We start from the raw sequence: 13,228 nt of genomic DNA, 5'->3' as shown, positions 1-13,228 counted from the left end.
TCGCGCATCTGGTCCATCAGGTCGGGTCCCATGATTCCCTCACGGAATCCGGGGAAGTTCTCGACGTCGGTGGTGGTCATGAGGGCACCACCGAATTGGGTGCCCTCGAACTGCAGGGGCTCGAGTTCGGCGCGGGCGGCGTAGACGCCGGCGGTGTATCCGGCGGGTCCGGAGCCGACGATGATCAGGTCACGAACGGTGGTCGGGAAAGTCACGAGGATCAACAATCCTTTCTGCCAGCGGCAGAAGTTGCAGTCAGCTGGTGGCGGGCGCGGTGGTGAGTTCGGCGATCAGGGCCTGCACCTTGGCCTGGATCTCGTCGCGGATCGGGCGCACCGCCTCGACACCCTGGCCGGCCGGGTCCTCGAGGACCCAGTCCCGGTAGCTCTTGCCGGGGAAGACCGGGCAGGTGTCGCCGCAGCCCATGGTGATCACCACGTCGGACGCCTGCACCGCGTCGACGGTGAGGATCTTCGGGGACTCGGCGGCGATGTCGATGCCCACCTCGGCCATCGCCTCGACGGCGGCCGGGTTCACCTGATCGGCCGGGGCGGATCCGGCGGAGCGGACCTCGATCCGATCACCGGCGAGGAGGGTGAGGAATCCGGCGGCCATCTGGGAGCGGCCGGCGTTGTGGACACAGACGAACAGCACGCTGGGGCGAGAAGCCATGAGAATCAACCTTTCACAAGTGTGGGAAGAGAAAAGAGTGCGGGCGGAAGGATCAGACGCGGTCCGGCTCGGGCGCGGCGTGCGGTGCCTGGACGGCGAAACGCTTCCGCAGTGCCAGGGACACATACACGAGGCCGACGAGGACCGGGACCTCGATCAGCGGTCCGACCACCCCGGCCAGCGCCTGCCCGGACGCGGCGCCGTAGGTGGCGATGGCGACGGCGATGGCGAGTTCGAAGTTGTTGCCCGCGGCGGTGAACGCCAGCGTGGTGGTCCGCTCGTAGCCGAGGCCCATGACGGCGCCGAGGGCGTAGCCGCCGCCCCACATGACCGCGAAATACGCCAGCAACGGGATCGCGATCCGAATGACGTCCCACGGCTGGGAGGTGATCCGCTCGCCCTGCAGTGCGAAGAGGATCACGATCGTGAACAGCAGGCCGTAGAGCGCCCACGGCCCGATGCGGGGAAGGAATGTCGACTCGTACCATTCGCGGCCCTTCGCCTTCTCCCCGAAACGGCGGGTCAGGTAGCCGGCGAGCAGCGGGATGCCCAGGAAGATCAGCACCGACTTCGCGACCTGCCACGGCGAGGTGTCGATGGTGGTCTGCTCGAGACCGAGCCAGCCGGGTAACACCGAGAGGTAGAACCAGCCGAGCACGGCGAACATGATCACCTGGAACACCGAGTTGATCGCGACCAGCACGGCGGCGGCCTCCCGGTCACCGCACGCGAGGTCGTTCCAGATGATGACCATGGCGATGCAGCGGGCCAGGCCGACGATGATCAGGCCGGTGCGGTATTCCGGCAGATCCGGCAGGAGCAGCCAGGCGAGGGCGAACATCAATGCCGGACCGAGCACCCAGTTCAACACCAGCGAGCCGACGAGGAGTTTGCGGTCGCCGGTGACGGTGTCGAGTCGGTCGTAGCGGACCTTCGCGAGCACCGGGTACATCATGATCAGCAGGCCGAGGGCGATCGGCAACGAGATGCCGTCGATCTCGACGGCGGACAGCGCGTCGCCCAGGCCCCGGATCATCCGGCCGAGGAGCAGACCCACGACCATGGCGACGCCGATCCACACCGGCAGGAACCGGTCGAGGGTGGACAGCTTCCCGACGACCGCCGGGTGTTCGGTGGTGGATACCTCGCTCACGCGGGCACCTCCGTGGCGGTGCAGGTCTCGGATGGGACGACCGGCCCGCCCTCGGTGAGCAGCACGGCCGAGAGTTGCTGCAGCGCCGACGGGATCACCCAGTAGTACACCCAGGTGCCGCGGCGTTCGCAGTCCAGCAGCCCGGCCTGACGCAGCACCTTCAGATGATGCGAGATGGTCGGCTGGGACAGGTCGATCGTGGCGGAGATGTCGCACACGCACGCCTCCCCGCCCGCATGGGAAGCCACTAGGCTCAGCAGGCGCAGCCGCACCGGGTCACCGAGCGCCTTGAACATCCGGGCCAGATCCCCGGCCCAGTCCTCGGTCAACGGTTCGCGTGCCAGCGGTGAGCAGCACGCGCCGCTCTCCGACACCTCTTGTTTCGACATACGTCGATATTGACAGATGTCGAATCAGTAGGCAAACCGGGCAGGCGATGCACTCGCCAGGTCAGGCTTGACTCGATAGTCGGGTACAGGGTTGAGAATGGGCGGCATGCGTACCAGTGAGGTCGCCGCCCGCACCGGAGTGAATGTGCAGACGCTGCGGTACTACGAGCGTCGCGGCCTGTTGGCGCAACCGCCCCGGTCTCCGGCCGGGTATCGGGCGTATCCGGCCGATGCCGTGAGGGTGGTCCGGTTCGTCAAACGGGCCCAGGAGCACGGGTTCAGCCTCGACGAGATCGAGGAGCTGTTGCATCTGGCCGAGGGGGGACCCGAGGACTGCGACACGGCCCGGGAACTTGCCGAAGCCAAGCTGGCACAGCTCGCCGACAAGATCGCCGACCTCCAGCGCATGCAGCAGTCCCTCGTCGAACTCGTCGCCAGCTGCGAACTTCCGCGCAGCAACCGATGCTGCCCCCTCCTGCACACACTGCACACCGAGGAAGGAGACGACCGATGAGGGTGGAGATCCTGCAGGTTCCTGACTGTCCCCACGTGCGGTTACTCGAGCAGCGGATCGACAGCGCCGTCGCAGGCACACGGGCCGAGGTGGAGATCACCCATCGCGTGCTCGACGACGCCGCGGACGCCGCCGATGCCGGGATGACCGGCTCACCCACCCTGCTCGTCGACGGCACGGACCCGTTCGCCGCACCTGGACTGGCACCGAGCGTGTCCTGCCGGCTCTATCCCACAGGCGATGGCGCCCTCGAGGGTGCCCCCTCGGTCGCGGCGCTGCGCCAGGCGCTGCACCTGGCCGTTGACTACCACCCGGGCGAGGCGGCGGAAGTCCGTGGCGACTGCTGCGCACCGGCCGACTCGCAAGCGTCCGCGCTGGCGGCGTTGGGCGGGTGGCGCGGTGCGGCGCGGCCGGAAGGTCCCGCCGAACGGGCGGTCCACCATGCGACCCTGCGGGCGTTCGCGGATCACGGCGAGCCGCCCGAGCACGCCGAACTGGACGCGGTCGCAGCGGAATTCGGAGATTCCGGGTTGACGGTCCTTGATCGCCTGCACGCGAAGGATGTCATCCGGCTCGACCGGGGCGGGCGGATCGTCGCCGCCTATCCGTTCTCCGCCTCTCCCACACCGCACCGAGTGCACATCGCCAGCGCAACAGCTGTCTACGCGATGTGCGCGGTCGATGCGCTCGGCATGTCCGCCATGCTCGATGCCGAGGTGATGATCGAATCTGTCGATCCGGACACCGGCGATTCGATCACCGTGACCGTGTGCGGCGAGGAGGTCGCCGCGACCCCGGCCACCGTGGTCGTGTTCGTCGGAGCCGAGACCGGGCAGGGGCCCTCCGCGGACACCTGCTGCATCTACCTGAACTTCTTCACCGACCGCGAGGTAGCGCAACGGTGGGCCGACGATCACCCGCAGGTCGGCGGCCTCGTCGTCGCCCTGGCAGAGGCCACCCGGCTCGGGGTGGCGATCTTCGGTGGGGCGTTGAGCACCTGACGGCGGGGGAATGTTCACCCACATCCCGGACCGCACCCGCCCGCGGGCGGGTGCGGCGACAGTTCGGTGCGGACGTGTTCGAGGTGCGCGGCGGAGGCGGTGAGTGCGGCGATCCTGCGGTGCGGTGCCGGTGACGGAGGGCCGGTGCGGGCTACCGCTTGCGCGCGGTGACGAGCAGGTACTCGGCGTCGTAGTGTGTCCGGCCGGGCGCATCGGCCTGATTCCACGCGGTGAGGAATTGCAGGAAGTCCTGCTCGAGGTTCGCGATCCGGTCCGGGTCCGCGGCATTGTGGCGGTACACGGCGATCGTCGGGCCGTAGTTGCGTTTCCAGAACTCCCGGAACTCGGTCGGGTCTGCGAAGCGGTCGATCACGAGCGACTGGCGGTGCGCGTCGAGCGCGGTCACCCGGTCGCCGAACAGGTCGCGGACGTGTTGCTCGTCGCCCCACAACGGCGGCGGGGTCGCACCGGGCGGCGGGGGCGGTGCGTAGGGTGCCATGGTCTTGAATAGGTTGCCGATCAGGCCTTGCGGTGTCCAGTTGATCATCGCGATGGTGCCGCCGGGCCGGCAGACGCGCAGCATCTCGTCGGCGGTCTGCTGATGGTGCGGCGCGAACATGGCCCCGACGACCGAGATGACGGCGTCGAAGCTGTCGTCGTCGAACGCCAACGCCTCCGCGTCGGCCTCGACCCAGTCCAGCTCGACGCCGCGCTGGGCGGCGATCGCTCGCCCGGCGTCGAACAGTTCCGGTGTCAGGTCCGACGCGATGACGGTGGCGCCGCGCGCGGCGGCCGGGATGGCGGCGTTGCCGCTGCCGGCGGCGACGTCGAGCACCCGCTGGTCGGCGCGGATGTCGGCTGCTTCCACGAGCACCTCGCCGAGGGTCGGGATCAGCTCGGCGGCGACGGTCGGGTAGTCGCCGGAGGCCCACAGCGCCCGGTGCTTGGCCTTGAGTGCGCGGTCGGTGTCTGTATCGGTGGGAATGGTGGTCATGTCGTGTCCTCGTAGTCGATGTCGGGTGTGCCGGGATTTCGGCACACACCAATAGACGTCGACCGGTTCGGAAGGACGCACGCGAGGTGATTTCGGCGGGGTCTGCGTCCTTCGGTGCGTACCGGTGTCTGTCGAACAGACACCGGATCGGGTGCCTCGGCGTCAGCCGAGAGTGAGCTGGGCGCGGTGGAAGTCGAAGTGCTTGCCCGGGTATCGGTAGACCTGCTCGAGGGTCATGGTCTCGGTGAAGAACGGATCCCAGCGCACCGGGAACGCCATGCTGCGCCGCAGGCTCGTCTCGGATTCCTTGGCCAGGGAGCGTTGCAGCTTCGCGATGACGCGGTCGCACTGCCGGCCCATGCGGTGGCGGTCGAACACGGTGGCCGCCGCGCACGAGCCGAAATAGTTGATCTGGTGGAACACCGGTGTCGCGGCGTCCAGAACCCACGCGAACCCACGCCCGACCCGGTCGGGCAGCCGGGAAAACACCCGGACCAGCACCAGGAGGCGACGAACCACCATGTAGCCGAACACCATGTGGAACAGCAGCTGCTCATTCGTCCACCGGGTTCCGTTCGAACGGCGCTCGAAATCCGCGGCGGTGGCGCTGCCCAGGAGTTCGTGCAACGCGGTCCGGGCCCGTTCGAGATCGGCGGCGATCGCGGCCCGATCAACAGGTGGCGGCTCGGACATCATGTGCCCCAGATGGTTCGAGAGGTTATCCGGCGACGGGGGAGCGGCGCTCGAGGAAGACGGTGTCCCGCCAGATCCCGTCGAGCTGGGCGATGCGTTCGCGGACACCGAGGGTCCGGAAGCCGGCGGAGTGGTGCAGGGCGATGGACGCCCGGTTCTCCGGGAAGATCGAGGTCTGCAGCGTCCACAACCCGGCCTCGTCGGCGGCGATCACCTGGGTGCGCAGCAGGGCCTTCCCGACGCCGCGCCCGCGCATCCCGTCGGCGACGTAGACGGAGTTCTCGGCCACCCCGGCGTAGCAGTCCCGCCCCGACACCGGGGACAGCGCCGCCCAGCCGACCACCGCGCCGTCGATCTCGGCGACCCACCGATGCCCCGACAGCCACTGCCCGTCCAGCGTTTCCCGGGCGGGGACCTCGGTGGTGAAGGTGGCGGTGCGGGTGGCGATGCCCTCGCCGTAGATCCGGCGCACCGCCTCCCAATCCTCGTCCCGCATGGGACGGACGGTGACATCGCCGGGCAGGTCGTCCGGGCAGCACGGGCGCGGGGTCAGCACCCCCATCACCGCGTCCGCGGCGTGCGGCAACCCGGTGCAGCAGGACGGGTTGACCATGACGACGGTGCTGGTGCCGTTCTTTTCGGCGGTGACGAACCCGACGTCGGCGAGCTTGCGCACGTGATGCGAGACGGTGGGCTGCCCGATCCCCAGGGCCTCGGCCAACTCGCCCACGGTGATCCCGGCCGGCCGGGACGCGACCTGGTGCAGCAGCCGCACCCGGGTCGGGTCGGCCAGACAGGCGAACCACCCGGCGTAGGTCACCGCGTCCTCCGGCGCCAACGCATCCACCTGATCGGCCCTGAGGGTGCGGACGACCGGCATGTCCAGGGAAGTCATGCCCTTCACTATATCGACATCTATCGATGGTTGCATTCATCGACGCATGTCGATACTCTTCCGAACCAGAGGATCGATGAACGTCGATGGAAGGATTGTCGAGATGAACACCTTGCCCGTAGTCGTCGTAGGCGCCGGACCGATCGGCCTGGCCGCCGCGGCGCAGCTGCGTGAGCGCGGCCTGACCCCGGTGGTCTTCGAACGCGGCGGCAGCGCCGGTGCCGCGATCGCCGAGTGGAATCACGTGCGGCTGTTCTCCCGGTGGGGTGAGCTGATCGACCCGGCCGCCCGCCGCCTGCTCGACACCACCGACTGGACGGCCCCGGACGACGACGGGTATCCGAGCGGCCAGGACTGGGCCGAGAACTACCTGGTCCCGCTGGCCGCCGCGCTCGGCGACATCGTGCAGCTGGGCACCGAGGTGGTCGGCGTGGCGCGGCGCGGGCGGGACCGGGTCGTCGACGCCGGCCGCGACACCGAACCACTGTCGGTGCACCTGCGCCGCGCCGACGGCACCGAGGACCGCATCACCGCCCAAGCTGTGATCGATGCCTCCGGAACCTGGACCACCCCCAATCCGCTCGGCGGCGAGGGCCTGCCCGCACTCGGCGAGCGCGCCGCCGCCGACGTCCTCGAATACCGGGTGCCGAACCTCGACGACCCGAAGGTGCGCGCCCGGTACGCGGGCAAGCACATCGTGATCGCCGGCAGCGGGCACTCCGCACTGACCGCCATCGTCGCCTTGGCCAACTTGGAGAAGCAGGCGCCGGGCACCCGGATCAGCTGGGTGCTGCGCCGCGGCGACGTCGGCGGAGCCTTCGGCGGCGGCGAGGACGACCAGCTGCCCGCCCGCGGCGCCCTCGGCCTGCGCGCCAAGGCGGCCGTCGGCGACGGCCTGCTGACGGTGGTTCCCGGATTCCGCACCGCCACCATCGAACCCCCCAGTGAGGACGGTCGGGTGGTGTTGGTGTCCGACACCGGCGCCCGAATCGACGACGTGGATCGGGTGGTGGTGCTCACCGGGTTCCGCCCCGATTTGTCCTGGCTGTCGGAGATCCGCCTCGGCCTGGATCCGGTGCTGCAAGCGCCGGTGGAGTTGGCGCCGCTGATCGACCCGAACGTGCATTCCTGCGGCACCGTCTACCCGCACGGGGTCGCCGAGCTGTCGCATCCGGAGCCGAATGTGTTCCTGGTCGGGATGAAAAGCTACGGGCGGGCGCCGACGTTCCTGGCGATGACCGGGTACGAGCAGGTCCGTAGTATCGCCGCCGCCCTGGCCGGGGACCACGAGGCCGCCGCCCGGGTCGAGCTGACCCTGCCGGAGACCGGGGTGTGCGGCGGCGCCGGGGTGTTCGACGACCCCGACACCCCCACCGACACCGTCGACGCCGAGGAAGCCACCGCGGGGTGCTGCGTAGCCCCGGCTCAGGCGCTGATCACGCTGTCCGCCCGCGCGGGCGGATAACCCGGTGACCGGCACCAGGTCCCTGCCGCAGACCACCCCCATGCTCGATGAGACCGGTCTGCGGCGGGTGCTGGCGGTGCTATGTCTGACCGAGATCACCAGCTGGGGCATCCTCTACTACGCGTTTCCGGTGCTCTCGGTGTCGATTTCGGCGGACACCGGGTGGTCGCTGCCGGTGCTCACCGCCGCGTTCTCCCTGTCCCAGCTCGCCGCCGCACTCACGGGAATTCCGGTGGGGCGGATCATCGACCGCATCGGGCCGCGGGTCGTGATGACCGCCGGCTCCGTCCTGGCCGTCCCGTCCCTGCTGGTGGTGGCGGCCGCCCCGACTCTGCCGGTCTTCTACGCCGGGTGGATCGCGGCCGGGATCGCGATGGGCGCGGTGTTGTATCCGCCCGCGTTCGCGGCGCTGACCCGCTGGTACGGCGACAATTACGTGAAGGCGCTGATGATCCTGACCCTCGCGGCCGGGTTGGCCAGCACGGTGTTCGCCCCGCTGACCGCGGCGCTGGTCGACCGCTACGACTGGCGGGCCACGTATCTCGTCCTCGCCGCCATCCTGGCGGCGATCACCGTGCCCGGGCACGTGCTGGGGTTGCGTGGGCGGTGGCCGCACCCACCCGCCCCGACCGGGAACCATCCGGTCGATCACCGGGACGCCTCCCGCAGCCGCGCCTTCCTCGCCCTCGTCGTCGCGCTGAGTCTCGGGGCGTTCGCCGCGTTCGCCGGGGTGTTCAACCTGGTTCCGCTGCTGATCGAGCAGGGCTTCTCCCCGTCGCTGGCCGCGCTGACGTTGGGGTTGGGTGGGGCCGGGCAGGTCCTCGGCCGCCTCGGTTACCTCCCGATCGCCGCCCGAACCACCGCCCGCACCCGGATCGTGGTGATCCTCGCCGCCACCGCAGCCGGTACCGCGTTGCTCGGGATCGTCTCCACCACCATCGCGTTGATCTCGGTGGCGGTCGGGGCCGGGTTGGTCCGCGGGATCTTCACCCTGATCCAGGCCACCGCGATCACCGACCGGTGGGGTGCCACCCACTACGGGCGGCTCAACGGGCTGATGTCCGCGCCGGTCGTCATCGTCATGGCGCTGGCTCCGTGGGCCGGAACCGTCCTGTCGGCGTGGACGGGCAGCTACGCCCACGCTTACCTGATCCTCGCCGGCCTCGCGGTGGTCGCCGCCCTCATCGGGGCCGCCAGCATCCCGCACCACCGGCGCAGCGAGGCCACCACCGTTTCCTGACCTGCTCGACGAACCCTGGAAGAGACAACTGAATTGACCGACTATGACGCCCTCATCGTCGGCGGGGGCCAGTCCGGCCTGGCCGCCGCCCACCACCTCCGCGCACGCGGTATGAACCCGGCGATCCTCGAGGCCTGGGACGAACCGGCCGGGTCCTGGCCGCACTATTACGACAGCCTCACCCTGTTCTCTCCGGCCAAGTACAGTTCCCTGCCCGGTCTTCCGTTCCCCGGGAACCCGGGCCGGTATCCGCGCCGTGACGAGGTGGTCGATTATCTACGCCACTACGCGAAAACTGTCGACGCCGACATCCACACCGGCACCCGGGTCCTCGCCGTCGATCACGACGGCCGCACGTTCACCGCCCACACCGACACCGGCGCCACGTTCACCGCACCCCGAATGATCGCCGCGACCGGAGGCTTCGGCTCCCCGCACCATCCCGACTTGCCCGGCTTGGGAACGTATACCGGGACCGTGCAGCACGTCAGCGACTACCGCCGGCCCGACGATTATGCGGGCCAGTCGGTGATCGTCGTCGGCGCCGGGAACTCCGCCGTCCAGATCGCCGCCGAACTCGCCGACGTCGCCGAGGAGGTCGTGCTGGCCAGCCGGAGCCCGGTGAAGTTCGTGCCGCAGCGGCCGTGGGGGCGAGACATGCACTTCTGGTTCACCGTCACCGGCCTCGGCATTGCCCCCATAGGGTCCCTGCTGAAATCACCGCCGACGGTGCCGGTGTTCGATACCGGCCGCTACAAAGCGGCCCTGGCCGCGGGCGCACCCCATGTGCGGGCGATGTTCACCGCCCTCGACATCGACCAGTCCGTGTGGCCGGACGGCACCCGCACCCGGGTCGATACGGTCCTGCTCGCCACCGGATACACCCCGCATCTGCCGTACCTGGCCGGGATGGGGGCGCTCACCGACACCGGCCACCCCCGCCACCGCGCAGGGCTGTCGACCACCCATCCCGGTCTCGGGTACCTGGGATTGGAGTGGCAACGCTCGCTGTCGTCGGCGTCGCTGCGCGGGGTGGGCCGCGACGCCCGGCACCTGGTGGGCCGTCTCGGCCGCGTTCGATCGAGCTGATTCGGCGGCTGGTGCGTCCATCTCGCGGTTGGTTCGTCTGAGGAGGTAACTCCCACCCACGACGGGGTAGGAGCACTCCTTCGAGAGGAACCCCTTCGATGACCACCCACCTATTCTCTCCCACCGGAACCGGCCACGAGGCCGGCGGCCACGGCGGGGGTGTGCGATGACCGCCCCCGCCGTCGTGGTCGAGGATCTGCACGTCGCCTACGGCAAATCCTGGGCCCTCGACGGCGTCGACCTGGAGGCCGCCGCCGGGACCACGCTTGGGGTGCTCGGCCACAACGGTGCCGGCAAGACCACCCTGATCCGCACCCTCACCACCCTGGTGCGTCCCACCGTCGGCCGCGTGCAGATCGAGGGCCTCGACGTGGTCGGTGACGCCGACCGGGTGCGCCGCCGGATCGGGGTGACCGGCCAATATGCCGGACTCGACGAATTCCTCACCGCCCGCGAGAACCTGGAGCTGATCGGCCGCCTGACCGGGCTGCGCCGGAATGCCGCCCGGGCGCGGGCCGAGGCGCTGATCGAGCGGCTCGGGCTGCACGAATACGCGAGCAGGCGGGTCGGGGAACTCTCCGGGGGCTCGCGCCGCCGGATCGATCTGGCCGCGAGCCTCGTCGGATCCCCGTCGGTGCTGTTCCTGGACGAGCCGACCACCGGCCTGGACCCGATCGCCCGCGCCGGGCTGTGGGACGTCGTCGACGAACTCACCACCGCGGGTACCACCGTCGTGCTCACCACCCAGTACCTCGAGGAAGCCGACCGGCTCGCCGACCACATCGTGGTCCTGAGCCGGGGCCGGGTCGCCGCCCGCGGCACCCCCGCGGAACTGAAACGGATTGTCGGCGGCAAGGTCCTGACCGCGACCATCCCCGCCGGTCAGCTTGCCGTTCTGCCGTTCATCCCGGACACCGATCCGCGAGTCGACGGGGACCGGGTGAAGGTGTCGGTCACCGTCGACGACGCCCCCGCCGCGACCGCGCTGGTCGCGCACCTGCACCGCGGCGGCTTCGAGGTCTCCGACCTGGATGTGACCTCCCCGAGCCTCGACGACGTCTTCACCCACCTCGCCCACACACCTGGAGCCCACCGATGACCACCACCCGCACCACCACCGCTACCGCCACCGCGGTCGGGCGGTCCTCGGTCGGGGACCAGCTCGCCGCCCTGACCGTCCGGAACCTGCGCACCAGCGCCCGGGTTCCGCAGTTGCTGATGTTCTCGCTGACCATGCCGATGGCGATGCTGGTGCTGTTCAGTCAGGTGTTCCGCAGCGTCGCCGCCGGACCCGGTTTTCCGGCCGGGGTCAGCTACATCGTCTTCCTCACCCCGGCGATGCTCGCCGTCTCCACGGTGATGGCCGGCACCAACGCCGGAGTGTCCGCCGCGATCGATCACACCAACGGCCTGCACGACCGGTTCGCGGCCCTGCCGATGCGGGCGGCGCTGCCGGGGGTCGCGCGCACCATCAACGAGGCCGTGTTCACCCTGGCCCGGGCGGCGTTGCTCGGGATTGCCGCCGTGGCTTTGGGTTTCGAGTTCTACGGCACCGCCGTCGACGCCGTCGCCGCGGTCGTCGTGCTGGTGGTGCTGGCCGGGGCGATGAGCGCCCTGTTCGGGCTGATCGGGGACCGGCTCCGCCGCCCGGACGTGGTCCAGTTCGCCGGGATGATGGTGATGATGCCGCTGATGTTCGTCTCGAGTGCGTTCGCCCCGATCGAGACCATGCCCGGCTGGATGCAGGCCATGGCCACGGTGAATCCGGTCGCACACGCCACCGACGCCCTGCGCGGCCAGGTCCTCGGCACCGCCACCGCCGGGGACACCGCCGCAGCCCTGGTCGCGGCGATCGGGTTGTGGGCGCTGGTGACCGCCGTTCCCGTCCTGACCCGCCTGGTGCGGTCGGCACGCACCCGCTGAACACCCGACGCACCCGCCCTGCCCCATCCCACAAAGGGAGGGACAGGGCGGGTTCTGCGTGCGTGCGTTGTCCGTCCGGCTCCCGGCACTCTTCTGGCCCCTACCCGACGAGGAGTAGGGGCTTCTCTGGTGTGCTGGTGGTCAGCGGATACGCCCGGTGCGGGCGTCGACGGCGCTCATGCGGCGGCGTCGAGCAGATGCAGTTCCTCCGCCACGATCAGATCGACCTCTTCGCTGGTCAGACCCGAAAACAAATGTGTGGTCAGCATCGCTCTCACCTCCTCACCGCGCTTCTACTGGTACGTCGAACCGGAGAACCCGTCATCGACATCGACACCCATACAGACGAGGCATCCCGGATTCGGACGCAGACTGCGACGGATCGCCGATGCGTCCGATGACGGTCACCGTCGTCGGTACCTGTGAAAGGGCGCCCGCGGGGGTCGCCACCGCGCCGCCGGGCGGGGATGCTGGAGACGGAAAGGAACCGAAGATCATGAGCGAGGACACGGCCACCACCGCGACGACACCAGCTGATCTCGACCAGCTCTGGCGCCGCTTCTCGAGCGACTTGCGGGCCTTCATCGTCCGCCGGGTCTCCCGGCCGGAGGACGCCGACGACATCTTGTCGATCGTGTTCCTGCGGATGGCCAAGAGCCTCGACAACCTGCGCGATCAGGACCGGCTCCTCGGGTGGATGTACGCGATCACCCGCAACGCCATCACCGACTTCTACCGGTCCGCGCCCCACCGCCGCGAGCTGGCCGTCGACGCCGTCCCCGACACCCCACCCGACGGCGAACCGGACGCCGACGAGGCGGCGGAGAAGGAACTCGCCTCCTGCCTGGTGCCGATGCTCTCCGGGCTGCCCGCCGAGCAGGCCGCGGCGGTGAAGATGGTCGACCTCGACGCCCGCACCCACGCCGCCGCGGCCAGTGAGGCGGGAATATCGGTGTCCGGGATGAAATCCCGGGTCCAACGGGGCCGCGCCACCCTCCAGGCCCAATTGCACGCCTGCTGTGAGATCAGCCAGGACCGCACCGGGCACGTGCACGACTACCAGCCCCGCAGCGGCGGAGCCTGCGCATGCGGAGCCACAACGCCGGCGGACCAGTAGACCGGCACACCGTCTCTGGCGACGGCGACCGGTCGCATGTCCCCAGCTCAAATGGCGGTGGGGGGGGGGGGGGGGAGTAGGAG

14 protein-coding genes and 1 pseudogene are annotated in these 13,228 nt (G+C 69.8%); 8 read left to right on the top strand and 7 right to left on the bottom strand.

Annotation, left to right across the window (positions count from 1 at the left end):
* From ACFWAY_RS50960 to ACFWAY_RS50945, 4 genes and pseudogenes are all read right to left on the bottom strand, one after another.
* Positions 1 to 215: pseudogene (locus ACFWAY_RS50960) on the bottom strand (thioredoxin-disulfide reductase); the annotation flags it as partial.
* Between the two features lie 40 nt (positions 216 to 255).
* The gene (locus tag ACFWAY_RS50955; protein ID WP_378516141.1) at positions 256 to 672 is read right to left on the bottom strand and encodes an arsenate reductase ArsC; all 417 of its coding nucleotides are present in this window, start codon (positions 670 to 672) and stop codon (positions 256 to 258) included.
* 52 nt (positions 673 to 724) lie between these two features.
* A complete protein-coding gene (gene arsB, locus ACFWAY_RS50950; protein WP_378516140.1) occupies positions 725 to 1,825 on the bottom strand; it encodes an ACR3 family arsenite efflux transporter in 1,101 nt (366 codons plus the stop codon).
* On the bottom strand, positions 1,822 to 2,214 hold the full coding sequence (locus tag ACFWAY_RS50945; protein WP_378516139.1) for an ArsR/SmtB family transcription factor: 393 nt from the start codon (positions 2,212 to 2,214) through the stop codon (positions 1,822 to 1,824). Before ACFWAY_RS50945 ends, arsB begins: the two co-directional genes overlap by 4 nt.
* 106 nt (positions 2,215 to 2,320) lie before the next feature.
* On the opposite strand from ACFWAY_RS50945, the gene ACFWAY_RS50940 reads away from it, so the two are divergent.
* Positions 2,321 to 2,728, top strand: coding sequence for a MerR family transcriptional regulator (locus ACFWAY_RS50940; RefSeq protein ID WP_378516138.1), 408 nt, complete (start codon positions 2,321 to 2,323; stop codon positions 2,726 to 2,728).
* Positions 2,725 to 3,729 (top strand): alkylmercury lyase family protein, encoded by a 1,005-nt coding sequence (locus ACFWAY_RS50935; RefSeq protein WP_378516137.1) that lies wholly within the window; start codon positions 2,725 to 2,727, stop codon positions 3,727 to 3,729. Before ACFWAY_RS50940 ends, ACFWAY_RS50935 begins: the two co-directional genes overlap by 4 nt.
* Positions 3,730 to 3,880: 151 nt before the next feature.
* On the opposite strand, the gene ACFWAY_RS50930 is transcribed toward ACFWAY_RS50935, so the two are convergent.
* The 3 genes from ACFWAY_RS50930 to ACFWAY_RS50920 form a co-directional block, all read right to left on the bottom strand.
* A complete protein-coding gene (locus tag ACFWAY_RS50930; RefSeq protein ID WP_378516136.1) occupies positions 3,881 to 4,723 on the bottom strand; it encodes a class I SAM-dependent methyltransferase in 843 nt (280 codons plus the stop codon).
* A 162-nt stretch (positions 4,724 to 4,885) separates the two neighbouring features.
* Positions 4,886 to 5,416 (bottom strand): DinB family protein, encoded by a 531-nt coding sequence (locus ACFWAY_RS50925; protein WP_378516143.1) that lies wholly within the window; start codon positions 5,414 to 5,416, stop codon positions 4,886 to 4,888.
* A 25-nt stretch (positions 5,417 to 5,441) separates the two neighbouring features.
* Complete coding sequence (locus ACFWAY_RS50920) at positions 5,442 to 6,311, bottom strand: helix-turn-helix domain-containing GNAT family N-acetyltransferase (RefSeq protein ID WP_378516135.1); 870 nt, start codon at positions 6,309 to 6,311, stop codon at positions 5,442 to 5,444.
* Positions 6,312 to 6,414: 103 nt separating this feature from the next.
* On the opposite strand from ACFWAY_RS50920, the gene ACFWAY_RS50915 reads away from it, so the two are divergent.
* The 6 genes from ACFWAY_RS50915 to ACFWAY_RS50890 all read left to right on the top strand — a co-directional run bounded on the left by ACFWAY_RS50915 (position 6,415) and on the right by ACFWAY_RS50890 (position 13,145).
* Entirely contained in the window at positions 6,415 to 7,776 is a 1,362-nt protein-coding gene (locus ACFWAY_RS50915) for an NAD(P)-binding domain-containing protein (protein ID WP_378516134.1), read from the top strand.
* A 40-nt stretch (positions 7,777 to 7,816) separates the two neighbouring features.
* Positions 7,817 to 9,016 (top strand): MFS transporter, encoded by a 1,200-nt coding sequence (locus tag ACFWAY_RS50910; protein WP_378516142.1) that lies wholly within the window; start codon positions 7,817 to 7,819, stop codon positions 9,014 to 9,016.
* 33 nt (positions 9,017 to 9,049) lie between these two features.
* Complete coding sequence (locus ACFWAY_RS50905; RefSeq protein ID WP_378516133.1) at positions 9,050 to 10,105, top strand: flavin-containing monooxygenase; 1,056 nt, start codon at positions 9,050 to 9,052, stop codon at positions 10,103 to 10,105.
* A gap of 166 nt (positions 10,106 to 10,271) precedes the next feature.
* On the top strand, positions 10,272 to 11,204 hold the full coding sequence (locus ACFWAY_RS50900) for an ATP-binding cassette domain-containing protein (protein ID WP_378516132.1): 933 nt from the start codon (positions 10,272 to 10,274) through the stop codon (positions 11,202 to 11,204).
* Positions 11,201 to 12,028 carry an ABC transporter permease gene (locus ACFWAY_RS50895; protein WP_378516131.1) on the top strand — a complete coding sequence of 276 codons (828 nt, stop codon included), beginning with the start codon at positions 11,201 to 11,203 and terminating at the stop codon, positions 12,026 to 12,028. Before ACFWAY_RS50900 ends, ACFWAY_RS50895 begins: the two co-directional genes overlap by 4 nt.
* 496 nt (positions 12,029 to 12,524) lie before the next feature.
* Entirely contained in the window at positions 12,525 to 13,145 is a 621-nt protein-coding gene (locus ACFWAY_RS50890) for a sigma-70 family RNA polymerase sigma factor (protein WP_378516130.1), read from the top strand.
* Positions 13,146 to 13,228 lie beyond the last annotated feature (83 nt).

The organism is Rhodococcus sp. NPDC059968 (assembly GCF_042738615.1).
Taxonomy (GTDB): Bacteria; Actinomycetota; Actinomycetes; order Mycobacteriales; family Mycobacteriaceae; genus Rhodococcus_F.
Note: the sequence above shows the minus strand (reverse complement) of the source record. Positions and strands in the feature narration are given on the sequence as shown.

Excerpts from the sequence above, each read along its gene's own strand:
- ACFWAY_RS50955 (WP_378516141.1), bottom strand. The coding sequence starts at position 672 with ATGGCTTCTCGCCCCAGCGTGCTGTTCGTCTGTGTCCACAACGCCGGC.
- ACFWAY_RS50945 (WP_378516139.1), bottom strand. The coding sequence starts at position 2,214 with ATGTCGAAACAAGAGGTGTCGGAGAGCGGCGCGTGCTGCTCACCGCTG.
- ACFWAY_RS50940 (WP_378516138.1), top strand. The coding sequence starts at position 2,321 with ATGCGTACCAGTGAGGTCGCCGCCCGCACCGGAGTGAATGTGCAGACG.
- ACFWAY_RS50935 (WP_378516137.1), top strand. The coding sequence starts at position 2,725 with ATGAGGGTGGAGATCCTGCAGGTTCCTGACTGTCCCCACGTGCGGTTA.
- ACFWAY_RS50930 (WP_378516136.1), bottom strand. The coding sequence starts at position 4,723 with ATGACCACCATTCCCACCGATACAGACACCGACCGCGCACTCAAGGCC.
- ACFWAY_RS50925 (WP_378516143.1), bottom strand. The coding sequence starts at position 5,416 with ATGTCCGAGCCGCCACCTGTTGATCGGGCCGCGATCGCCGCCGATCTC.
- ACFWAY_RS50920 (WP_378516135.1), bottom strand. The coding sequence starts at position 6,311 with ATGACTTCCCTGGACATGCCGGTCGTCCGCACCCTCAGGGCCGATCAG.
- ACFWAY_RS50915 (WP_378516134.1), top strand. The coding sequence starts at position 6,415 with ATGAACACCTTGCCCGTAGTCGTCGTAGGCGCCGGACCGATCGGCCTG.
- ACFWAY_RS50910 (WP_378516142.1), top strand. The coding sequence starts at position 7,817 with ATGCTCGATGAGACCGGTCTGCGGCGGGTGCTGGCGGTGCTATGTCTG.
- ACFWAY_RS50900 (WP_378516132.1), top strand. The coding sequence starts at position 10,272 with ATGACCGCCCCCGCCGTCGTGGTCGAGGATCTGCACGTCGCCTACGGC.
- ACFWAY_RS50895 (WP_378516131.1), top strand. The coding sequence starts at position 11,201 with ATGACCACCACCCGCACCACCACCGCTACCGCCACCGCGGTCGGGCGG.
- ACFWAY_RS50890 (WP_378516130.1), top strand. The coding sequence starts at position 12,525 with ATGAGCGAGGACACGGCCACCACCGCGACGACACCAGCTGATCTCGAC.